A 21,583-nucleotide genomic window follows, 5' to 3' on the forward strand; every position below is an offset into this window, starting at 1 on the left:
ATGGGCTGACCGCGGACCGTACCCCCGGGTAAGGTGCGGCCCTATGGGTGGCGAGAGCACGACGCGTACGGCCCCGCGCAGCGGTGGCACAGACAAGAGCCCGGCGGGCGGCCGGACCGGACAGGTGCTGTCCGGACTGGCTGTCGCGCTGGGCATTGTGCTGTTCCTCGGAGGGTTCGCCTGGGGGGCGGTGGTCTATCGGCCGTACACCGTGCCCACCAGTTCGATGACGCCGACGATCGACGCGGGCGACCGCGTGCTCGCACAGCGGGTCGACGGAGGCGAGGTCAAGCGCGGCGACGTCGTCGTCTTCAAGCAGTCGTCGTGGGGCGACGTGCCCATGGTCAAGCGCGTGGTCGCCGTCGGCGGCGACAAGGTCGCCTGCTGCACCGACGGCAAGCTCACCGTCAACGGGAAGCAGATCGACGAGTCGTATCTGCCCAAGGGATCGGCGGCCGAGCTGACGAAGATCCCGACCGTCACGGTCCCGGACGGCAATCTCTTCCTGCTCGGTGACGAGCGCAGCGGCTCCCTGGACTCCACCGCCCACCTGACCGACGCCGCCAACGGCACCGTGCCGCGCAAGGCGGTCAAGGGACGCGTCGACGCCGTCGTGTGGCCGATGAACGGCATGCTGGAGCGGCCGAGCGGCTTCGAGCCGCTGGGCAGCCTCTCCGAGCCGGGACCCCTGCGGCTGATCGTCTCGGCGGTGATCGCCGGCGCGGTGCTCGTCCTGGGCGGCGCGGCCTACGGCCCGATCGCCAACCGGGCGCGCCGACGGGCCGGGGCCCGCACGGAGCTCGCCGGTGCCCGCTGAGGTGCCGTACGACGCGAGTGGTGAGCACGGGCAGGACCCCTCGCCCGCCGTCGCCGACGCGGAGTACCGGGGCGGGCTGCGGAAGGTGGCCCGTGTGGTGCTGCTCGACCCCGAGGAACGCATTCTGCTGCTGCACGGGCACGAGCCCGGTGACCCCGCGGACGACTGGTGGTTCACCCCGGGCGGCGGCCTGGAGGGAGACGAGACCCGGGAGCAGGCCGCGGTCCGCGAGCTCGCGGAGGAGACCGGCATCACCGAGGTCGAACTGGGCCCGGTGCTGTGGCGGCGCATGTGCTCGTTCCCGTTCGCGGGCCGCCGCTGGGACCAGGACGAGTGGTACTACCTGGCCCGTACGACCCAGACGGTGACGGCGGCCGCCGGTCTGACGGAGCTGGAACGGCGCAGCGTCGCCGGAGCGCGCTGGTGGACGTGCCAGGAACTGACCGAGGCACATGAGACGGTGTATCCGACCAGGCTCGCCGAGCTGCTGCACAGGCTGCTCGACGAGGGTCCCCCGGCCACGCCCGAGGTCCTCGACACGGAAATCGTCTAGGGGCCCGCGGGGCTGGCGCACAATAGGGGGACGCACGGCTGAAGGGGAACATGCCATGAGCGCCGAGGACCTCGAGAAGTACGAGACCGAGATGGAGCTGAAGCTCTATCGGGAGTACCGCGATGTCGTCGGTCTGTTCAAATATGTGATCGAGACCGAACGGCGCTTCTACCTCACCAATGACTACGAGATGCAGGTGCACTCGGTCCAGGGAGAGGTTTTCTTCGAGGTGTCCATGGCGGACGCCTGGGTGTGGGACATGTACCGACCCGCACGCTTCGTGAAGCAGGTCCGCGTCCTGACGTTCAAGGACGTGAATATCGAGGAGCTCAACAAGAGCGATCTGGAGCTTCCGGGCGGCTGATGACCCAAGGCGCCGGCGGGCGGGGAGCCGCCGGCGGTCACCCCGCGGAGTCCCTGGGGCCCTGACGTGGAGCGGTCACCCCTGCGGGTGACGGGGTTTTCCACAATCGCGCGTTCGTCCACCAAGATCCACAACCGGGGCGGGACGGCCGCAGTGTTGGCGCCGGAGGTGGTGCCGACATGAACTCGTCCCAGGCACACAACGCACTCGGCAGGTACGGACAGGCACGCATCGCGCTCGGCAGGTACGGAGAGGACCTCGCCGCCCGCCGGCTGACCGAGGCCGGCATGACGGTCCTGGCGCGCAACTGGCGCTGCGGCAGGACCGGAGAGATCGACATCGTGGCCCGTGACGGCGACGCGCTGGTGATCTGCGAGGTCAAGACCCGCAAGGCGGGCTCCTTCGAGCACCCGATGGCGGCCGTCACACCGGCCAAGGCCCAGCGCCTGCGAGGCCTCGCCGAACGCTGGGTCCAGGAACACGGAGGGGCGCCCCCGGGCGGCGTCCGCATCGATCTGATCGGCGTCGTCCTGCCCGGCCGCGGCGCACCCGTCGTGGAGCACGCGCGGGGGGTGGCCTGATGGGATTCGCGCGTACGTGTGCGGTGGCACTGGTCGGTGTCGAGGGCGTCGTGGTCGAGGTCCAGGCCGATCTGGAGCCCGGGGTCGCGGCCTTCACCCTGGTCGGCCTGCCCGACAAGAGCCTCACGGAGAGCCGCGACCGGGTGCGGGCGGCGGTGGTCAACTCGGGCGCCGACTGGCCGCAGAAGAAGCTCACGGTCGGCCTGAGCCCGGCCTCCGTCCCCAAGGCCGGATCGGGCTTCGACGTCGCCGTCGCCTGCGCGGTGCTCGGCGCCGCCGAACGGATCGACCCACGGGTGCTCGCCGACGTCGTGATGATCGGCGAACTGGGCCTGGACGGCCGGGTCCGGCCGGTGCGCGGTGTCCTGCCCGCCGTTCTGGCGGCGGCGGACGCGGGATACGAGCAGGTGGTGGTGCCGGAGTGCGCCGCCGCCGAGGCCGCGCTCGTCCCAGGGGTCTCGGTGCTCGGGGTCCGCAGCCTGCGCCAGCTGATCGCGGCCCTCACCGACGAACCGATGCCCGAGGAGGACCCGGACGATCAGGGCCGCCCCGACCCGCTGCTGGCCGGACTGCGCGTGCCCGGCACAGGGGAGGCCACGGGCCTGTGCGGCACCACCCTCCCCGACCAGGACCAGGGCCACGATCTCGCGGACGTCGTCGGCCAGCTGTCGGCGCGCACCGCGATGGAGGTGGCCGCGGCGGGCGGACACCACGTCTTCCTGCAGGGACCACCCGGCGCGGGCAAGACCATGCTCGCCGAGCGCATGCCGTCCCTCCTGCCGGCCCTGAACCGGCAGGAATCCCTGGAGGTGACGGCGATCCACTCGGTCGCGGGCCTGCTGCCGCCGGGCAGACCCATGGTGGACGTCCCGCCCTACTGCGCACCGCACCACTCGGCGACGATGCAGTCGCTCGTCGGCGGCGGCAGGGGCCTGGCACGACCCGGCGCCGTGTCGCTGTCGCATCGCGGCGTGCTCTTCCTCGACGAGGCACCCGAGTTCAGCGGCTTCGCCCTCGACGCCCTCCGCCAGCCCCTGGAGGCGGGGCACGTCGTGATCGCGCGCAGCGCCGGGGTCGTGCGGTTCCCGGCGAAGTTCCTGATGGTGCTGGCGGCCAACCCCTGCCCGTGCGGACGCTTCAGCGCGACGAACGACTACTGCGAATGCCCTCCCTCAGCCATCCGCCGCTACCAGTCCCGGCTCTCCGGACCCCTGCTCGACCGGGTCGACCTGAGGGTCGAGGTCGAACCGGTCACCCGCTCGGAGCTGACGGCGCTCGGCGCCCGTGGCGAGTCGACGCGTACGGTGGCCGACCGGGTCCGAGCCGCCCGTGACCGGGCAGCCGGCCGTCTGTCCGGCACGCCGTGGCACACCAACGCCGAAATGCCCGGACGCGAGCTGCGCAGCCGCTGGCAGGCGCTGCCCGGGGCGATGGACGAGGCGGAGCGTGGACTGGAGCGCGGCCTGCTGACCGCGCGCGGCCTGGACCGTGTGCTCCGCGTCGCGTGGACCGTCGCGGACCTGTCGGGGCACGATCGGCCCGACGCCGGTGACGTCGCCCTGGCGCTCCAGTTGCGGACCGGCGTCCCGCGCGGGGTGCCGATGACGATCGGCTCGCCGACATGAGCGACGAGGCACGTATGGCCCGCGTCGCCCTCGCCCGCATCATCGAACCGGGCGACGAGGTGGGCGGGCGATGGCTGCGCGAGTTCGGGCCCGTGGAGGTGGCCCGGCGGCTGGTCGAAGGCGGCAGACCGCTGCCCGGGGTGACCGGGAAACGATGGGCGGGGCTGCGGGGACGGGCCGGGCGCGTCCGCCCCGAACAGGACCTCGCCCAGGCGCGGGCCGCCGGGGTGAGGTACGTCTGCCCCGGCGAGCCCGAATGGCCCGCGCAGCTCGACGACCTGGGCGATGCCCGGCCCACGGGCCTGTGGGTGCGCGGGAGCCCCAGTCTGCGGATGTGGGCGCTGCGCTCCGTCGCCGTCGTCGGTGCCCGGGCCTGCACCGAGTACGGCGCCCACATGGCCGCCTGCCTCGGCTCGGGCCTCGCGGAGCGGGGCTGGGTGGTGGTCTCCGGCGGCGCGTACGGGGTGGACGGCGCCGCGCATCGGGGAGCGCTCGGGGCGGGCGGAGCCACCGTCGCCGTGCTGGCCTGCGGCGTGGACCGGCCCTACCCGCGCGGACACGCGACCTTGATCACGAGAATCGCGGAACAGGGGCTCGTGGTGGGGGAGTTGCCACCCGGTGACCATCCGACCCAGAGCAGATTCCTCCTGCGCAACCGTGTCATCGCCGCGCTCACCCGGGGCACGGTCGTCGTCGAGGCGGCGTATCGCAGCGGCGCACTGGTCACGGCCCGTGCGGCGCAGCACCTCGGGCGGTTCACCATGGGGGTGCCGGGCCCGGCCACGAGCGGACTGTCGGCCGGAGTGCACGAACTGCTGCGCGGCGACGCGGTCCTCGTCTCCGACGCCGCGGACGTCGTGGAGCTGGTGGGTGACATCGGCGAGCTGGCCCCGGACCGGCGCGGTCCCGTGCTGCCACGAGATCTGCTGGACCCGGGCGCCGGACGCGTGCTGGCCGCGCTGCCGGCGCGCGGCCGGGCCGGAGCGGAGGAGATCGCCCGGGGCGCGGCGACCACACCGGACGACGCGGTCGGGAGGCTGTACGAACTCCGAGCACTTGGTTTCGTCGAACGACACGGCGACGGCTGGAAGTTGACACGCCAGGCGATGATCCCCGTCCCTGAAGATCGCCGAGGCTGCTGACCGAGCGTGTTCGGCCGTCCGGGCTAAAGCCGACAGCCTTGGGATTTCCCGCAGTTGGCGTCTCCCGACAGTCACGCAGGGCGACCACCGTCACGCGGAGGCAGATCACGTCAAGTGACTCCGCGTGAGGGTGATCCCCCCTTCTTCGCGCACTGCGACTCCTCAGTCACGCTACGCTCACGAGGATTCCGGCTCAGACGGACAATTCTCGACACCGACCGACAGGTCACTCAGGCAGCCCCAGTTCTCGGCAGAACGGCACAAGGCGACGAATGCCCCAGCACACCTCCGGGTCCGACCGGGCGGCGATCCCGCCAGCCGCTCGCGACGGCGGCAGCGTGCGCCCGCCCGCTCCCGCGACACTCGACGAGTTGTGGCGGTCGTACAAGGCGACGGGTGACGACCGGCTGCGGGAGCAGCTGATCCTGCACTACTCACCGCTGGTGAAGTACGTCGCGGGACGGGTGAGCGTCGGACTGCCGGCCAATGTCGAACAAGCGGATTTCGTCTCGTCGGGGGTGTTCGGGCTGATCGACGCGATCGAGAAGTTCGACATCGAGCGGGAGATCAAGTTCGAGACGTACGCGATCACCCGGATCCGGGGCGCGATGATCGACGAACTGCGGGCGCTGGACTGGATCCCGCGATCGGTGCGGCAGAAGGCCCGCAATGTGGAGCGCGCCTACGCGACGCTGGAGGCACGCCTGCGCCGCACCCCGTCGGAGGGCGAGGTGGCCTCCGAGATGGGCATCGCGGTGGAGGAACTGCACGCGGTGTTCAGCCAGTTGTCCCTGGCGAACGTGGTGGCCTTGGAGGAGTTGCTGCACGTCGGCGGCGAAGGCGGTGAACGCCTGAGTCTGATGGACACACTGGAGGACACGGCGGCCGACAACCCGGTCGAGGTGGCCGAGGACCGAGAGCTGCGCAGATTCCTCGCGCGGGCCATCAACACGCTGCCCGACCGGGAGAAGACCGTGGTCACGCTGTACTACTACGAAGGACTCACACTCGCGGAGATCGGCAACGTGCTCGGGGTCACCGAGAGCAGAGTGAGCCAGATCCACACCAAGTCGGTGCTCCAGCTGCGGGCGAAGCTGGCGAGTTTCGGCCGCTGACGGGCGGCGGGAGCACGCCGAATCGTCCCTGCCCCGCCGGTGTCGAGGCCCCGCCACCACCGCCGGGTGGGCGGAGTGGCTGCCGTCCGGGGCGGTCCGTCCGTACAGTGGTTGACGTGCCAAGGATTCGAGCGGCCTCCGTGGCCGAGCACCGGTCTATGCAGCGAGCCGCCCTGTTGGACGCGGCGCGGTCCCTGCTGTCCGAGGGCGGGACGGAGGCGCTGACCTTCCCGGCCCTCGCCGAACGCACGGGACTCGCGAGATCGTCCGTCTACGAGTACTTCCGCTCCCGCGCGGCCGTCGTCGAGGAGCTGTGCGAGGTCGACTTCCCCGTGTGGGCGGCCGAGGTCTCCGCCGCGATGGAGCGGGCGGACACCCCCGAGAGCAAGGTCGAGGCGTACGTCCGCCGGCAGCTCGCGCTGGTCGGCGACCGCCGGCACCGCGCCGTGGTCGCCATCTCCGCGAGCGAACTCGACGCCGGAGCGCGGGAGAAGATCCGCGCAGCTCACGGCGGCCTGGTCGCGATGATCGTCGAGGCGCTCGGCGACATGGGACACGCGGAACCACGGCTCGCCGCGATGCTCCTCCAGGGCGTGGTCGACGCCGCCGTGCGCCGCATCGAGCTGGGCGCCGCGGAGGAACCCGACGCGATCATCGACGCGACCGTTTCCATGGTTCTGCGGGGCGTGCGGGGCTGAGTCCGGCGCTTCCCGGCACGCGGACGGGACGCCGGGACCTGTGGTGGGCGGACGGGACGCCGGGACCTGTGGTGCGCGGACGGGACGCCGGGACCTGTGGTGCGCGGACGGGACGCCGGGACCCGTCTCCCTCACGTGGCGGGTGCCTGTGGCACCCCCGCCACCGGCAGCAGGCGTGACGGACCCGCGCGCAGCAGCCAGGGCGGGAGCAGCGACAGCGGGTCCAGATACGTACTGCCTCTCAGCAGTCCCCAGTGCAGGCACGACCTGGCACAGTGCGAGCCGCCGCCTTCGACAGTGCCGAGCAGGTCGCCCGCCGCGACCTCGTCGCCCTTGCGGACGGACGCCAGCACCGGCTCGTACGTCGTCCGCAGCGGCGCGGTGCCCGTGCCCGGCAGTTCGACCGAGACGACACCACGGCCCGCGACCCGGCCCGCGAAGGACACCCGGCCCGCGGCGACGGCACGGACCGGCGCACCCGGGGCCGCCCCGAGGTCCACGCCGCGATGGCCCCGGGAGTACGCGGTCGCCGGCGGTTCCCAGCCCCGTACGACGGGAGGGCGTGTCCCCACGGGCCAGGCGCGGCCGACCTTCGGCACCGGGTCGGCGGCGGAACCGTCTCCCGGATCCGAGGCCGAGTCCGAGGAGGGGGACACGGCCGGCGCCGGGGGTGCGGGGCCGTTCGCCCGGGCGGGGGCCGACGGGCCCACTGCGCCCAGCACGGTCGCCACCAGACCCAGCAACAGCCCGAGCCATGTACGCACACATCGTTTCGCTCGCATGCCGCCACCGTCCCGCAACGAGCCGATCACGGTCGGGATCTGTGGAGTACCGGCCGGTTGTGGACAGCGGCGTCACCCGGCGCCTCTCGGGTCCCGTACACTTCTGATGGCGATCCGGGTCACCGGGTCGACTTCGCACGCCCCGACACCTGGTCGTCAGCGACCGGTGTCAGCGCCTCTCGGTCCCTCGTGGCAAGGCGCATCGCGGGCGTCAGGCGCGAGTGTCGTCCGGCACACGCGGCACAACCGAGAACACCAAGGAGAACGGCCATGGCCGTCGTCACGATGCGGGAGCTGCTGGAGAGCGGCGTCCACTTCGGTCACCAGACCCGTCGCTGGAACCCGAAGATGAAGCGCTTCATCTTCACCGAGCGCAACGGCATCTACATCATCGACCTGCTCCAGTCGCTGTCGTACATCGACCGCGCCTACGAGTTCGTCAAGGAGACCGTCGCCCACGGCGGCACGGTCATGTTCGTCGGCACGAAGAAGCAGGCGCAGGAGGCCATCGCCGAGCAGGCCACCCGCGTCGGCATGCCCTACGTCAACCAGCGCTGGCTGGGCGGCATGCTCACCAACTTCTCCACCGTCTACAAGCGTCTGCAGCGCCTCAAGGAGCTCGAGCAGATCGACTTCGAGGACGTCGCCGCCTCCGGTCTCACCAAGAAGGAGCTTCTCGTGCTCTCGCGCGAGAAGGCCAAGCTGGAGAAGACCCTCGGTGGTATCCGCGAGATGCAGAAGGTGCCCAGCGCCGTCTGGATCGTGGACACCAAGAAGGAGCACATCGCGGTCGGCGAGGCCCGGAAGCTCAACATCCCGGTCGTCGCCATCCTCGACACCAACTGCGACCCCGACGAGGTCGACTACAAGATCCCGGGCAACGACGACGCGATCCGCTCCGTCACCCTGCTCACCCGCGTGATCGCCGACGCCGTCGCCGAGGGCCTCATCGCCCGCTCCGGTGCCGGCAAGGCCGAGGGTGACAAGGCCGCGGGCGAGCCGCTCGCCGCGTGGGAGCGCGACCTGCTCGAGGGCGAGAAGAAGGCCGACGACGCCGAGGTCCAGACCTCCGCCGAGACGGAGAAGGTCGCCGACGCCGAGCAGGCCGACGCTCCGGCCGCCGAGGCCGAGGCTGTCGAGGCTCCGGCCGCGGACGCCGAGCAGGCCTGACCCCTCACCCCTTCGGGTTTGTGAACGGCGGGGGCCCACGAAGCCCCCGCCGTTCACCCCGTAGATCTTCAGACTCCGAGAGAGATTCCAGGAATCATGGCGAACTACACCGCCGCTGACGTCAAGAAGCTCCGTGAGCTCACCGGCGCCGGCATGATGGACTGCAAGAAGGCCCTGGACGAGGCCGACGGCAACGTCGACAAGGCCGTCGAGGCGCTGCGCATCAAGGGCCAGAAGGGCGTCGCCAAGCGCGAGGGCCGCTCCGCCGAGAACGGCGCTGTGGTCTCCATCATCGCTGACGACAACACCTCCGGTGTCCTGGTCGAGCTGAAGTGCGAGACGGACTTCGTCGCCAAGGGCGAGAAGTTCCAGGCCGTCGCCAACCAGATCGCGCAGCACGTCGCCGCGACCTCCCCGGCCGACCTCGACGCGCTCCTCGGCTCCGAGATCGAGTCCGGCAAGACGGTTCAGGCGTTCGTCGACGAGGCCAACGCCAACCTGGGCGAGAAGATCGTCCTGGACCGCTTCGCCCAGTTCTCCGGCGCCTACGTCGCGTCGTACATGCACCGCACCATGCCCGACCTGCCCCCGCAGATCGGTGTCCTGGTCGAGCTGGACAAGGCCGACGCCGACCTCGCCAAGGGCATCGCGCAGCACATCGCCGCCTTCGCGCCGAAGTACCTCTCCCGTGAGGACGTCCCGGCCGAGGTCGTCGAGTCCGAGCGCCGCGTCGCCGAGGAGACCACTCGCGCCGAGGGCAAGCCCGAGGCCGCCCTCCCGAAGATCGTCGAGGGTCGCGTCAACGGCTTCTTCAAGGAGGCCACCCTGCTGGGCCAGCCCTACGCGCTGGACCAGAAGAAGTCCGTCCAGCAGATCCTGGACCAGGCCGGTGTCGCCCTGAAGCGCTTCTCGCGCATCAAGGTCGGCATCTGAGTCCGTACCGCGATCGACGCGCGACCCCGATAGGGTCGACAGCAGTCGTCCCGGTACGCCGGCACCCGCGCGTGCGTGCCGGACGACAGCAGATCTGACGAGGAGGCCATTGCCGAGCATGGGATGCGAACGACACCCCACCGGCAATGGCCTTCTTCGTATGTGCGACACGTAAAAGAGGCGAGATCTCCATGACCACCACCCAGGCCGACAAGGGCGAGAAGACCGACGACGGCAAAGGCGCGGGACGCTTTCTGCTGAAGCTTTCCGGTGAGGCGTTCGCCGGTGGCGGCGGGCTGGGCGTCGACCCCGACGTGGTGCACAAGATCGCCCGCGAGATCGCGGCCGTCGTGCGCGGCGGCGCCCAGATCGCCGTCGTCATCGGCGGCGGCAACTTCTTCCGCGGCGCCGAACTCCAGCAGCGCGGCATGGACCGGGCCCGCTCCGACTACATGGGCATGCTCGGCACCGTCATGAACTGCCTCGCCCTCCAGGACTTCCTGGAGAAAGAGGGCATCGACAGCCGCGTGCAGACCGCCATCACCATGGGGCAGGTCGCCGAGCCGTACATCCCGCTGCGCGCCGTGCGCCACCTGGAGAAGGGCCGCGTCGTCATCTTCGGCGCCGGTATGGGCATGCCGTACTTCTCCACCGACACCACCGCCGCGCAGCGCGCCCTGGAGATCGACGCCGAGGCGCTGCTGATGGGCAAGAACGGTGTGGACGGGGTCTACGACTCCGACCCCAAGACCAACCCCGAGGCAGTCAAGTTCGACTCGCTCAGCTACGGCGAGGTCATCACCCGTGACCTCAAGGTCGCCGACATGACGGCCATCACGCTGTGCCGGGACAACAAGCTGCCCATCCTGGTCTTCGAGCTCCTGGCCGAGGGCAATATCGCGCGGGCCGTCAAGGGTGAGAAGATCGGCACACTCGTGGGCGACCAGAGCGGCCGGGCCTGACGGGGACCGTCACGGACGGGGACGGACCCCGGGACGGGGACGGACCCCGGCCGAGGACGGACCCTGACCGGGGGATGGACAATGTCCTGCCGGTCCGGAACCGTGCAGGAATAAGACGCGACGCAGCCGGCCGCCGACCCGACGAGGAAACAGCTGCCGGGCCTACTCAAGACACGCAGGAGCAAGTGGTGATCGAAGAGACCCTCCTCGAAGCCGAGGAGAAGATGGAGAAGGCCGTCGTGGTCGCCAAGGAGGACTTCGCCGCGATCCGCACCGGCCGTGCGCACCCGGCGATGTTCAACAAGATCGTGGCCGACTACTACGGCGCACTGACGCCGATCAACCAGCTGGCCTCGTTCGCGGTGCCCGAGCCGCGCATGGCCGTGGTGACCCCGTTCGACAAGAGCGCGCTGCGCAACATCGAGCAGGCGATCCGCGACTCCGACCTGGGCGTCAACCCCAGCAACGACGGCAGCATCATCCGGGTGGTGTTCCCCGAGCTGACCGAGGAGCGCCGCAAGGACTACATCAAGGTCGCCAAGACCAAGGGCGAGGACGCCAAGGTCTCGATCCGTTCCGTGCGCCGCAAGGCCAAGGACGCCATCGACAAGCTGATCAAGGACGGCGAGGTCGGCGAGGACGAGGGCCGTCGTGCGGAGAAGGAGCTCGACGACACCACCGCGAAGTACGTCGCACAGGTGGACGAGCTCCTGAAGCACAAGGAAGCGGAGCTGCTCGAGGTCTGATGAACGACTCTTCCTGGGGAGCGCCGCCACAAGCCGGGTACTGGGGGCCGTCCGAGCAGGGGCCTGTCCAGGGGGCAGGTCCGGCGGGTCCCACGTACGATGCGCATGACGCGCAGCAGACTCGCCCGATGCCCATCGTGCCCGGCGAACCCGCACACGGCGGAGACCAGGATGACGACCCGGGGGCCGCTCGGCTGAGTGGCCCCCTGTTCCGCGACGACCCATCGTCGGCGGTGCCCCTCGGGGAGCCGTCGCATCACCCGCAGAGCCCGCAGGAGCCCATGCCCAGCGCCGCCCCCCAGCCCGCCCCCGCACCGCAGAAGAAGAGTGCGGGACGCGACCTGGGCGCGGCCATAGGCGTGGGCGTCGGGCTCGGCGTCGTGATCGTCGCGTCGTTGTTCGTCGTCAAGGCCGTCTTCGTGGGCGTGGTGGCGGTCGCCGTGGTGGTGGGGCTGTGGGAGCTCACCTCGCGGCTCGAGGAGCGCAAGGGCATCAAGGCGCCGCTCGTCCCGCTGGCGCTCGGCGGGGCCGCCATGGTCGTCGCCGGTTACGTCCGCGGCGCCGAGGGTGCCTGGGTGGCGATGGCGCTCACCGCGCTGGCCGTCCTGGTCTGGCGGATGACGGAGCCGCCCGAGGGCTATCTGAAGGACGTCACGGCGGGGGTCTTCGCGGCCTTCTACGTGCCGTTCCTGGCGACGTTCGTGGCCATGATGCTGACCGCCGACGACGGGCCGCGCCGCGTCCTGACGTTCCTGCTCCTGACGGTCGTCAGCGACACGGGCGCGTACGCGATCGGCTGGCGCTTCGGCAAGAACAAGCTGGCGCCGCGCATCAGCCCCGGAAAGACCCGTGAGGGCCTGTTCGGAGCGGTCACCTTCGCGATGGCGGCCGGCGCGCTGTGCATGCAGTTCCTGATCGACGGCGGCAGCTGGTGGCAGGGTCTGGTCCTCGGCCTCGCGGTCGCGGCCAGCGCCACCCTCGGCGACCTCGGCGAGTCCATGATCAAGCGGGACCTGGGCATCAAGGACATGGGCACGCTGCTGCCGGGGCACGGCGGCATCATGGACCGGCTGGACTCATTGCTGCCGACGGCTCCGGTGGTCTGGCTGCTCCTGGTGATCTTCGTGGGCTCCGGCTGACCTCGACATCCGTCACCGGCCTGCTGTTTTGAGGGTGAGGGCCCGCCGTTCCACGGAACGGCGGGCCCTTTCCGTGCCGAGCCGTGTGCGCCCGCCGTGCCGAGTCGTGCACCGACGGTCTGCCGGGGCGGGAGCCGTCGCCGGGCCGGAGTGCGGGTGCGGGGCGACTGATCTAGCGTCGGAGGCAGAAGGGCGCTCCGCCGAGCCGACGGGTGCGGGGGCCCAGGGCCACGGCCGTACACCGGCCGCGTCCGATGCTCGGCGCCGAGCTTGCACGAGCCCCGACCCCGAAGAGCAGGTGTCCCCATGCGCATGTCGGCCCGTTTCGCCGGTGTCCTCATCGGTCTGCCCCTCGCACTCGGCGGCGTGGCCATCGCCGCCCCCGCCGCCCACGCGGACATCCCGGCCTGCACGAACATGGTCCAGCAGACGGGCGTCCAGGTCTCGGACGCCGTCACGGCGGCGTGCACGCGAGGCGTGCACAACGACCTGCAGGGCTGTGTGAGCGCCCTGACCGCCGCGGGCGTGCCGGGCGGTGCCGCGAACGGTGCCTGCCGGCTCGCGGCCAACCCGCCGTGACGGTCCGCGTCCCGACCGGCTCAGGCCGTTGGGAGGTGAAGGTCCGACGCGGGGGCTGATCACCCCGGCCGCCGCGACCGGTGGGGTGCGCGCATGCCACGGCCACGGCCACGGCGCTCGCTGCGGCGGCCGTCCCGGTCGGGTGGCCGTCCCCGGCCGCTGCGATCGGTGGGGTGGCCGCCCGCCGTCGCCGCCGCGGTCCGGCGGTCGCACGTGAGGACCCGCCGCCGTCAGCAGTGGCAGAGCAGATCGACGACGACAGCCTCGGCATGCAGGTCGTCGAGGTACGCGTCGGCCCGCTCCCAGTAGCCGTCGCTCCGCCCGTCCGACCACGTGCCGTCGAGGGCGAGCAGGGCGAAGCCGGGCACCGCACTCAGGACCGCCGACCGCCGGGCCTCCTCGTGCTCCTGAGTGAAGTACGCGATCGGATCGTTCAGCAGGAACGACATGTCGAAGTGCGGATCGCCGGCGACGGCCCGCTGCGCCACCTCCTGCACCAGCGGCTGAGCCAGGTGATCCCTCTTGGCCTCCTCGCGGGAGTAGCCGTCGGGGTCGGAGTCGTGACGGGCGACGAAGTGGGACAGCGGCAGGGCCTTTGGGTGCTGCGCGGTCAGTTCGTGCCAGGCGGCGAGCAGGGCGTCGTACCTGTGCGCCGACCGCCGCCGCATCGCGTCGAAGTCGAGCATCCCCCGTGGCCCGCCGGAGCACTCCAGCGGACCGAGGGGTTCGAGGTCCGCCTTCCTGCGGGGGACGGTGGAGGCCGTGACGAGCCTGCGGTCGCCGTCGTGCGCCGGCAGGACGAGGTACGGGGTGCCCGCACCGGAGCCGATGGCCCACCAGTCCCACTCGCCGACCGGATTCCACTCGTCGGTGAGGTTGATGTCGTAGGGCGCCATGGCGGCGGCTATCGCTTCCGGAAGCTTCCGCGGCTTGGTCGCCGGCAGGCACACCGTGACGATGAACTTGGTCATACGCGGGATCGTAGAGCCGGGGCGTTCCCCGAGGCCTTGCCCCCCCACGACGCCCGCGGTCGGCCCCACGCCGCCGCGGAGCGCGGGGGTGTACGGCGGCGCCGGCCCGGCTCAGTCGAGGACCCCGAGCTCGCTGTCCGGCCGACAGTGCGAGCAGGCGTCGACCCCCTCGGTGAGGGCCCGCAGCGCCTGGTCGCGCGGGATGCCGCGTACGCGTTTGCCGGCCATGTGGCAGCCGCCCACGTGCACCGCGACCGGCGGCCTCTCGCTGCCGATGCCGACTTCGAGCAGCCAGTCGGGCACCGGTGGCCGTGCCTGCCGGCCATGGTCCCGCTCCACCTCGCGCCGCTCGATGTCGGCGATGCGTCGCTGTACCCGGGTGAGCGAGAGGATCAGCCACGTCTCCAGCGTGCGGAGCCTCGGCAGGTCGGGCGGCAGGTCATCGTGCACATGTTCGATTCTATGACCGCGCCGCGTCGGGGGCACTCCTCGCCCCGAGGGGTGCATCCCTGCGACTCGCCCGCCACCGCTCGCTAGCACCTCGAAAATGCCTGGATTGGTAGGTTATGGCGCGATCACAGCCAGTTACCTACCGAAGACATCCATGCTGAGAGGGCCGGAGATGGGCGAACTGACGCGCCGCGATGTGTTCAAGGGGACCGGGGCTCTCGGCGCCGCTGCCGTCGTCGACGGAGCACTGGGGACGCCGGCACGGGCGCGTCCGCGGGGCGAGGAGGCGGCCGAGGCCGACGTCGTCGACGTTGCGGTCATCGGCGCCGGGGTGTCCGGGGCGTACGCCGCCTGGCGTCTGCTCGGCCCGGAAGCGGAGCGCAGCAGCGCGCTCAAGAAGCTTCGGCGCAGTGGCCGCGGTCCCCTCAGGGTGCACCTGTTCGAGGGCAGCGAGCGCGTCGGCGGCCGCCTCTTCTCGGTGACGCCGCCCGGTATGCCGCATCTGCACGCCGAACTGGGCGGGATGCGCTACCTCGACAACCAGCCGGTCGTGGCCGACCTCGTGGAGCATCTCGGGTTGCCGACGGATCCGTTCCCGGTCGACGAGCCGCAGAACCTCGTCTACCTGCGCCGGCACCGCTTCACCCAGGCCCAGTGGAACGACCCGGCGGTCGTGCCCTACGACCTGCCGGCCGCGATCCGGGGCAAGTCGCCGGACGATGCGCTCGTGTCGGTCATCGAGCGTTTCGTCCCCGGCGCCGCCGGGATGAACCAGAAGGCGTGGGACAAGATCAAGCCGACGGCGTCGGCCAACGGCCGGCACCTCTACGACATCGGGTTCTGGAACCTGCTGCTCGACGCGGTCGGGCAAGAGGGGTGGTCGTTCCTCCGAGACGGCTTCGGCTACGGATCGGTGGTGGCCAACGTCAACAGCATCGAGGCCATGGAGGCGTCGGTGGCCGACTTCGTCGGCTCCCCGGCACCGCAGTACCTGCTGCTGCGCAACGGCTACCAGACCGTGCCCGAGGAACTCGTCCGGCGGTTCGAGGCGGAAGGCGGGACCGTCCACCTCCATCACCAGGTACGCCGGATCGACCGGGAGACCGTCCACGGCGAGGAGGTGCTGGCCCTCGCTCTCTCCGTCTGGCCCACGGGCCGGCCGCGCACCGTCCGGGCACGCCACGTCGTTCTGGCGATGCCCCAGCGCTCGATCGAACTGCTGGACCCGGACACCTTCCTCTTCACCAGCGACCGGTTCCTGTCCGACCTCGGCTCGATCGTCCCGAGGCCCGCCTCCAAGCTCTTCCTCGGTTACGACCGGCCGTGGTGGGAGGATCTCGGCCTGCGCGCCGGCCGCTCGGTGAGCGACCTGCCGCTGCGCCAGACCTACTACTGGGGCGTCGAGGGCAAGCAGCCCGGGGCCGACCCGGCCGACCGCAACGCCCTGCTGCTGGCCTCCTACAACGACCTCAGCGACGTGGAGTTCTGGAACGAGCTGCTGACGCGGCCGCACCGCCTCGCCCCGGTGGCGGTGACCCGGCCGCCACGGCCGATGGACGCCTCGGCGCCGGGGACGCTGGTCGATGAGGCACAGCGGCAGTTGCGCGAGCTGCACGGCCCCGACGCCCGTATCCCCGACCCGACGTCGGCCTACTTCCAGGACTGGGTGCAGGACCCGTACGGAGCGGCCTTCCACTTCTGGCAGGTGGGAGCGAAGAGTTGGGAGATCATGCCACGCATGCGGCACCCGCTCCCCGACGCCAACCTGTACGTCTGCGGCGATGCCTGGTCGACCGGACAGGGATGGGTCTACGGCGCGCTCACCCAGGCCGAGCTGATGCTCGAGGAGCACTTCGGCCTGCCCCGTCCGACGTGGCTCTCACCGAGCACCTACCTCGGCCCGTAGGCCGCCGGCCCGTCACGCGAGCGGTGGTCGGCGGGGTGTCGCGGAGAAGGCCGGTCGGGCCGCGCCGCGAGAACGCGGCCGGGGTCGCCACGTGAAGGTGCACTCGGGCTTGAGGCAGAGGACGACCGGCCTCCGGCACGGTGACCGACGTCGACAGCTGCCGATCGACTCCAGTCGCGTTACGATGCGCGGCCCGGAGGTGATCATGAGCCTTACCGTTCCGCCGGCCCCGTGCGACATCGCGGAAGTATTTCCAGAGCTCGTGCCGTACGCGCGGACAACCACCCTGTTGTACCCGCGCGCCGGTAGCCCCGTACGGGATGAAAGCTCGCTGGGTGGGCCGCTCCTCTGGCCCGCCGAGGAGCCCTGGCCGACGTGTGCGGCTCCCGACCACTACAACCCTGCCCGCGGTTGCGCGTCGGTCGGTCCGGCCCCCGTCGCCATGGTGCCAGTGCTGCAGCTCATCCCTCGCGACGTCCCGGCATTGGGTTTCCCGGTCGGGGCCGACGTGCTCCAAGTGCTCTGGTGCCCGCTGATCCATTCCGAACACGACCAGCACTCGCCGGTGCCGGTACTGCGGTGGCGATCCCTCGCCGTCCTCGCGGATCGTCCACTGCTGGACGAGGCGCCGCGCCCTTACGAGTTCGATGACGAGTACGTCCCACGGCCCTGCGTGATACACCCCACTGAGACCGTGGAGTACCCCAACTGGGACTTGCCCGCGGAGTTGTCCGAGCGCGTGGGCAAGTGGAGCGAGGAGCTGGAGCGGTCCTGCGGCATCTCCTACTACGACGCCTTCACCACCCAGCAGAGCAAGGTGGGCGGATACCCCGGCTGGACACAGCCACCGAACTGGCCGCACTGCGCCTGCGGCTCACGGATGGAACACTTGCTGACAATCTCGGCGAGTGAATCGTGCGGCCGCTGGCTCCCGGTCGAGGAGCGCACCGGTCCCGGCTGTGGCTGGGAAACGTCCGACGACCCGGAACTGCAGCATGACAGCCACGAAATGATCATGGGTGACTGTGGAGGCGTCCATGTCTTCGTGTGCCGCACCTGCCCCACCTGGCCCACAGTCCACCGCTATGACTGCTGAGCCGCCGGTCGCCGAAGTCGGGCTGCGCGGTTCAGAGCCCGTCTCGCCGCGCAGAGGACCGATCGCTTCTGAACCCGTAGCTCGTGCGTCGCGTGTCTCAAGGAGCTTGCACGGCGGATGTCGCCGAATGCTCCTGTGGATCAGGGCCCATAATCGAGATCCCTGCCACCGCCGGCCTCGATCAGCCAGGACAGCGAACCGCTGCCGAACGGCCAGCCGGTGGTGGCCACATCGACCCAGCCGTTGCCCGGCCCATCGGACCCCGCGTCCCACCACCACCAGCTGCGGTCGTCGCCCATGCCCTCATCGGTCGGGTCGAAGTAGTAGAGCCAGTCCGACAGCGTCCAAGACCCTTGGCTCAACGGTGATGTCCGCTTGGGCCTCATCGCCCGCCACTTCTGCAGCCAGGCCTCTGTATCGAATGCTCGGCCGGGCTCCGGCTCCGCGGGCGCAGGGGCGCAGCGCTGCACGAACTCCGTCGGCAGTAGCTCCGGCCATCGCTCGAACGTCGGCCAGTCACCCGTGCGCCGGACCACACACGCGAGCACGGCGCGGGCATTCGCGATGACCCGCGTCGGATCCTCGGCGGTGAACCGGACACGCACGAGAAACGGCTGCCGGCGACCGTCTTCGGCCCCGAGGCCGGACAGAAGACGCCGCAGCTCGCCCTTGATGATCTCCACGGCGAAGCAGTGTGCACGGCCACCGGCTTCGTCGCATCCCAAAAGGGCTCACCACGGCCGCCAGGTCCTGATCTACAACCGGCCGTGCTCCTGGGGCACGGGCCACAGCCTCAAGAAAGACTGTTCGCTCTCGATGACGACCTGACTACGGAGGGGTACGAGGAGCTGCGCAAGACGTTCGAGGCGCTCAGTGCCTCCACCAAGTTCGTCTGTCTGTTCTTCACGGCCGACCCGGAGAACGGCATCCACGCCATCCACCGGGGAGACGCCCGTCTCGAACCGGACCGCACCTTCACCTGGCTCTGCAGCGAGCAGCTCCCGGTCGCTCCCCAGCCGCTCGAGTGACGGCCCTGGGCGGACGCCATCTCGATCACGTCGGCGACGAGCGGGCAGTCTCCTGGACCGTCCCTGGGCCGTGCGAGGTCGACCGAAGCTGACAGACGGCACTCATGGGTGACCGCCCCCACCCCGCTCTGGCCTGGGCCGGTCGAGTTGATCTGCGACACTGGAAGGGTTATGCCGAAGCCCGGAGAACTCACTTTCGTCGCCCCGCGCGGAGCCAAGAAGCCGCCGCGGCACCTTGCCGATCTCACGCCCGCCGAGCGCAAAGAGGCTGTCGCCGCGATCGGCGAGAAGCCGTTTCGCGCCAAGCAGCTCTCGCAGCACTACTTCGCGCGGTTCGCGCACGACCCTGCGGAGTGGACGGACATCCCGGCCGCGTCACGCGGCAAGCTCCAGGAAGCGCTGCTTCCCGAGCTGATGACCGTCGTGCGGCACCTGTCCACCGACCAGGACACCACCCGCAAGACCCTGTGGCGGCTCTTCGACGGCACACTCGTCGAGTCCGTGCTGATGCGGTACCCGGATCGGGTGACCATGTGCATCAGCTCCCAGGCCGGCTGCGGGATGAACTGCCCGTTCTGCGCGACCGGCCAGGCCGGCCTCGACCGGAACCTGTCGACCGGCGAGATCGTGCACCAGATCGTGGACGGCATGCGTGCCCTCAGGGACGGCGAGATCCCGGGCGGCCCGGCGCGGCTGAGCAACATCGTCTTCATGGGCATGGGTGAGCCGCTCGCCAACTACAAGCGGGTGGTCGGAGCGATCCGTGCCCTCACCGACCCCGAGCCGGACGGGCTCGGACTCTCGCAGCGCGGCATCACCGTGTCGACGGTGGGGCTCGTCCCCGCCATCCACCGCTTCGCCGACGAGGGCTTCAAGTGCCGGCTGGCCATCTCGCTGCACGCACCCGACGACGAACTGCGCGACACGCTCGTGCCCGTCAACACGCGGTGGAAGGTGCGCGAGGTGCTGGACGCCGGCTGGGAGTACGCGGCCAGGTCCGGGCGCCGGCTGTCCATCGAGTACGCCCTCATCCGCGACATCAACGACCAGGCATGGCGCGGTGACCGGCTCGGGCGGCTGCTCAAGGGCAAGCCGGTGCACGTCAACCTCATCCCGCTGAACCCGACCCCGGGATCGAAGTGGACCGCCTCGCGACCCGAGGACGAGAAGGCGTTCGTCGAGGCGATCGCCGCCCACGGCGTGCCGGTGACCGTCCGGGACACCCGCGGTCAGGAGATCGACGGGGCGTGCGGACAGCTCGCGGCCACCGAGCGTTAGACCTCCGGCACGACACCGGCCCGGCCACCGGGTGCGCCGGGCCGGCGGGCGCACCACGATCCGGGCCGCGGGACGCGCTGCGATCCGGGTCGCCGGGCGCGCCACGATCCGGGCCGGCGGGCGGCCTCCCGACGGCCGTGCCACGGCCCCGGGGACCGGGCGTCGGCCCCGCGGTCACCGCGCGCCGGGCCCGCAGGGCCCAGACGGTACGCTGAGGTCTGTACGTACATCTTCATATTCCGACAGGGGAGCGCCACAGCGCTGAGAGTGCGGGACAGACCGCAGACCCTCTGAACCTTGCCCAGGTCATTCTGGGTAGGAAGTTCGGTCATCACTCAAGCTGTTGCGCCCTGCCCGGGACCTGTCAGAGGTCCCGGGCAGGGCCGCGTCTCTTCCTGGCCACCCAGGAGGAAATCAGTGAGCACCACCAAGAAGTTCGCAGCCGTGGCCATAGGCCTCGGCCTGGCCACGCTGTCCGCGTGCGGGTCGTCGGGCGACGGCGGCTCGGCGGACCCGAAGACCGTCACGCTCGTCAGCCACGACTCGTGGGCCGTGTCGAAGAGCGTGCTCAAGGACTTCGAGAAGCAGTCCGGCTACAAGGTCAGGGTCCTCAAGGACGGTGACGCCGGGCAGGCTGTGAACAAGGCGATCCTCACCAAGGACAATCCGCAGGGCGATGTCTTCTTCGGCGTCGACAACACCCTGCTCTCCCGTGCCCTCGACAACGGGCTCTTCCAGCCGTACGAGGCGAAGGGCCTGGACCAGGTGCTTCCGCAGTACCGCGTCGATCAGGGCAAGCACCGGGCCACGCCCGTCGACTCGGGCGACATCTGCGTCAACTACGACAAGGCCTACTTCAGCGAGCACAAGCTGACGCCCCCGCAGTCCTTCGACGATCTGATCAAGCCCGAGTACAAGAACCTCCTCGTCACCGAGAACGCGTCCACGTCCTCGCCCGGCCTCGGCTTCCTGCTGGGCACCGCCGCGAAGTACGGCGACGGGAACACCTCCGGCTCGAACGGCGGAGGCTGGCAGGACTACTGGAAGAAGCTCAAGGCCAACGGCGTGAAGGTCGTCGACGGCTGGGAGCAGGCCTACGACGAGGAGTTCTCCGGGTCCGCCGGCGGCAAGAAGGCCAAGGGCGACCGGCCGCTGGTCGTCTCGTACGCCTCGTCCCCGCCCGCCGAGGTGATCTACGCCAGCCCGAAGCCGAAGACGGCGCCCACCGGGGTCGCCACCGGCACCTGCTTCCGCCAGGTCGAGTACGCGGGGCTGCTGAGCAACGCCGGGAACGCCAAGGGCGGCAAGGCGCTCATCGACTTCATGCTCACCAAGGAGTTCCAGGACGACATGCCGCTGAACATGTTCGTCTACCCGGTGCGGGAAGCCGCCCAGGTGCCCGCGGAGTTCGACCAGTACGGCCCGCAGGCCAAGAACCCCGAGACCATGGCGCCCGACAGGATCGCCGCCAACCGTGACCAGTGGGTCAAGTCGTGGACCTCGCTCGTACTGAAGTAGCCGACACGTCCGAAGCCGTGGCCAAGGCGCCGACGCCCCGGGAGACCGGGAGCGGGCGGCGCGGAGGCGGCGGCCTCGGAGGCGAGGGACGCGGCCGACGGCGCGGAGCGGGCGGGCGCGCGAACGCGGC

At 70.7% G+C, this 21,583-nt stretch carries 23 protein-coding genes; 19 read left to right on the forward strand and 4 right to left on the reverse strand.

Translation table 11 applies throughout. From position 1 onward, the window contains the following. The first annotated feature begins 43 nt into the window (after positions 1-43). From lepB to ACZ4IF_RS25165, 8 genes are all read left to right on the forward strand, one after another. Positions 44-817, forward strand: a complete 774-nt coding sequence (gene lepB, locus ACZ4IF_RS25130) for a signal peptidase I (RefSeq protein WP_359492385.1) — start codon at positions 44-46, stop codon at positions 815-817. A gap of 76 nt (positions 818-893) precedes the next feature. Then, entirely contained in the window at positions 894-1,370 is a 477-nt protein-coding gene (locus tag ACZ4IF_RS25135) for an NUDIX hydrolase (protein ID WP_028802456.1), read from the forward strand. A 55-nt stretch (positions 1,371-1,425) separates the two neighbouring features. Further along, positions 1,426-1,734: a DUF2469 domain-containing protein gene (locus ACZ4IF_RS25140; RefSeq protein WP_003965949.1), complete on the forward strand. Its 309-nt coding sequence runs from the start codon at positions 1,426-1,428 to the stop codon at positions 1,732-1,734. 179 nt (positions 1,735-1,913) lie between these two features. After that, positions 1,914-2,315 carry a YraN family protein gene (locus tag ACZ4IF_RS25145; RefSeq protein WP_467566433.1) on the forward strand — a complete coding sequence of 134 codons (402 nt, stop codon included), beginning with the start codon at positions 1,914-1,916 and terminating at the stop codon, positions 2,313-2,315. After that, entirely contained in the window at positions 2,315-3,940 is a 1,626-nt protein-coding gene (locus tag ACZ4IF_RS25150; protein WP_467566435.1) for a YifB family Mg chelatase-like AAA ATPase, read from the forward strand. Before ACZ4IF_RS25145 ends, ACZ4IF_RS25150 begins: the two co-directional genes overlap by 1 nt. Next, complete coding sequence (dprA, locus tag ACZ4IF_RS25155; RefSeq protein WP_467566438.1) at positions 3,937-5,082, forward strand: DNA-processing protein DprA; 1,146 nt, start codon at positions 3,937-3,939, stop codon at positions 5,080-5,082. Before ACZ4IF_RS25150 ends, dprA begins: the two co-directional genes overlap by 4 nt. A 272-nt stretch (positions 5,083-5,354) precedes the next feature. Next, positions 5,355-6,197, forward strand: a complete 843-nt coding sequence (gene whiG, locus ACZ4IF_RS25160; RefSeq protein WP_028802460.1) for an RNA polymerase sigma factor WhiG — start codon at positions 5,355-5,357, stop codon at positions 6,195-6,197. 140 nt (positions 6,198-6,337) lie between these two features. After that, the gene (locus tag ACZ4IF_RS25165) at positions 6,338-6,895 is read left to right on the forward strand and encodes a TetR/AcrR family transcriptional regulator (RefSeq protein WP_359492483.1); all 558 of its coding nucleotides are present in this window, start codon (positions 6,338-6,340) and stop codon (positions 6,893-6,895) included. 131 nt (positions 6,896-7,026) lie between these two features. Here the strand turns inward: ACZ4IF_RS25165 and ACZ4IF_RS25170 are convergent, their stop codons facing one another. Next, positions 7,027-7,677, reverse strand: coding sequence for a murein hydrolase activator EnvC family protein (locus tag ACZ4IF_RS25170; protein WP_467566441.1), 651 nt, complete (start codon positions 7,675-7,677; stop codon positions 7,027-7,029). A 270-nt stretch (positions 7,678-7,947) separates the two neighbouring features. Between ACZ4IF_RS25170 and rpsB the strand changes: the two genes are divergently transcribed. The 6 genes from rpsB (at position 7,948) to ACZ4IF_RS25200 (ending at position 13,206) form a co-directional block, all read left to right on the forward strand. Next, on the forward strand, positions 7,948-8,847 hold the full coding sequence (gene rpsB, locus ACZ4IF_RS25175; protein WP_359492375.1) for a 30S ribosomal protein S2: 900 nt from the start codon (positions 7,948-7,950) through the stop codon (positions 8,845-8,847). Positions 8,848-8,943: 96 nt separating this feature from the next. Continuing rightward, the gene (tsf, locus tag ACZ4IF_RS25180) at positions 8,944-9,780 is read left to right on the forward strand and encodes a translation elongation factor Ts (protein WP_359492373.1); all 837 of its coding nucleotides are present in this window, start codon (positions 8,944-8,946) and stop codon (positions 9,778-9,780) included. 191 nt (positions 9,781-9,971) lie between these two features. Then, positions 9,972-10,742: a UMP kinase gene (pyrH, locus tag ACZ4IF_RS25185; RefSeq protein ID WP_095936924.1), complete on the forward strand. Its 771-nt coding sequence runs from the start codon at positions 9,972-9,974 to the stop codon at positions 10,740-10,742. 188 nt (positions 10,743-10,930) lie between these two features. Beyond that, positions 10,931-11,488, forward strand: a complete 558-nt coding sequence (frr, locus tag ACZ4IF_RS25190) for a ribosome recycling factor (RefSeq protein WP_028802465.1) — start codon at positions 10,931-10,933, stop codon at positions 11,486-11,488. Next, positions 11,488-12,627: a phosphatidate cytidylyltransferase gene (locus tag ACZ4IF_RS25195; RefSeq protein WP_359492370.1), complete on the forward strand. Its 1,140-nt coding sequence runs from the start codon at positions 11,488-11,490 to the stop codon at positions 12,625-12,627. The genes frr and ACZ4IF_RS25195 overlap by 1 nt, the downstream gene beginning before the upstream one ends. 306 nt (positions 12,628-12,933) lie before the next feature. Beyond that, positions 12,934-13,206 carry a hypothetical protein gene (locus ACZ4IF_RS25200; RefSeq protein ID WP_467566445.1) on the forward strand — a complete coding sequence of 91 codons (273 nt, stop codon included), beginning with the start codon at positions 12,934-12,936 and terminating at the stop codon, positions 13,204-13,206. Between the two features lie 230 nt (positions 13,207-13,436). Here ACZ4IF_RS25200 and ACZ4IF_RS25205 read toward each other — a convergent pair whose 3' ends face one another. Further along, a complete protein-coding gene (locus ACZ4IF_RS25205; protein WP_467566447.1) occupies positions 13,437-14,177 on the reverse strand; it encodes a hypothetical protein in 741 nt (246 codons plus the stop codon). Positions 14,178-14,288: 111 nt separating this feature from the next. Then, positions 14,289-14,627, reverse strand: a complete 339-nt coding sequence (locus ACZ4IF_RS25210) for a DUF6233 domain-containing protein (RefSeq protein WP_467566450.1) — start codon at positions 14,625-14,627, stop codon at positions 14,289-14,291. Between the two features lie 154 nt (positions 14,628-14,781). Here ACZ4IF_RS25210 and ACZ4IF_RS25215 point away from each other — a divergent pair, with 154 nt between their 5' ends. Together ACZ4IF_RS25215 and ACZ4IF_RS25220 are read left to right on the forward strand one after the other, a co-directional pair. Next, positions 14,782-16,533, forward strand: coding sequence for a flavin monoamine oxidase family protein (locus tag ACZ4IF_RS25215; RefSeq protein ID WP_467566452.1), 1,752 nt, complete (start codon positions 14,782-14,784; stop codon positions 16,531-16,533). Between the two features lie 442 nt (positions 16,534-16,975). After that, positions 16,976-17,629: a hypothetical protein gene (locus tag ACZ4IF_RS25220; RefSeq protein WP_467566699.1), complete on the forward strand. Its 654-nt coding sequence runs from the start codon at positions 16,976-16,978 to the stop codon at positions 17,627-17,629. A gap of 140 nt (positions 17,630-17,769) precedes the next feature. Here the strand turns inward: ACZ4IF_RS25220 and ACZ4IF_RS25225 are convergent, their stop codons facing one another. Beyond that, a complete protein-coding gene (locus tag ACZ4IF_RS25225) occupies positions 17,770-18,312 on the reverse strand; it encodes a hypothetical protein (RefSeq protein WP_467566455.1) in 543 nt (180 codons plus the stop codon). Positions 18,313-18,396: 84 nt separating this feature from the next. On the opposite strand from ACZ4IF_RS25225, the gene ACZ4IF_RS25230 reads away from it, so the two are divergent. The 3 genes from ACZ4IF_RS25230 (at position 18,397) to ACZ4IF_RS25240 (ending at position 21,453) form a co-directional block, all read left to right on the forward strand. After that, on the forward strand, positions 18,397-18,657 hold the full coding sequence (locus ACZ4IF_RS25230; protein WP_467566458.1) for a hypothetical protein: 261 nt from the start codon (positions 18,397-18,399) through the stop codon (positions 18,655-18,657). Positions 18,658-18,828: 171 nt separating this feature from the next. Beyond that, positions 18,829-19,935: a dual-specificity RNA methyltransferase RlmN gene (gene rlmN, locus ACZ4IF_RS25235; protein WP_467566461.1), complete on the forward strand. Its 1,107-nt coding sequence runs from the start codon at positions 18,829-18,831 to the stop codon at positions 19,933-19,935. A gap of 417 nt (positions 19,936-20,352) precedes the next feature. Next, positions 20,353-21,453 carry a thiamine ABC transporter substrate-binding protein gene (locus tag ACZ4IF_RS25240; RefSeq protein ID WP_467566464.1) on the forward strand — a complete coding sequence of 367 codons (1,101 nt, stop codon included), beginning with the start codon at positions 20,353-20,355 and terminating at the stop codon, positions 21,451-21,453. Positions 21,454-21,583: the final 130 nt, after the last annotated feature.

Source organism: Streptomyces sp. NPDC025784, assembly GCF_055558435.1.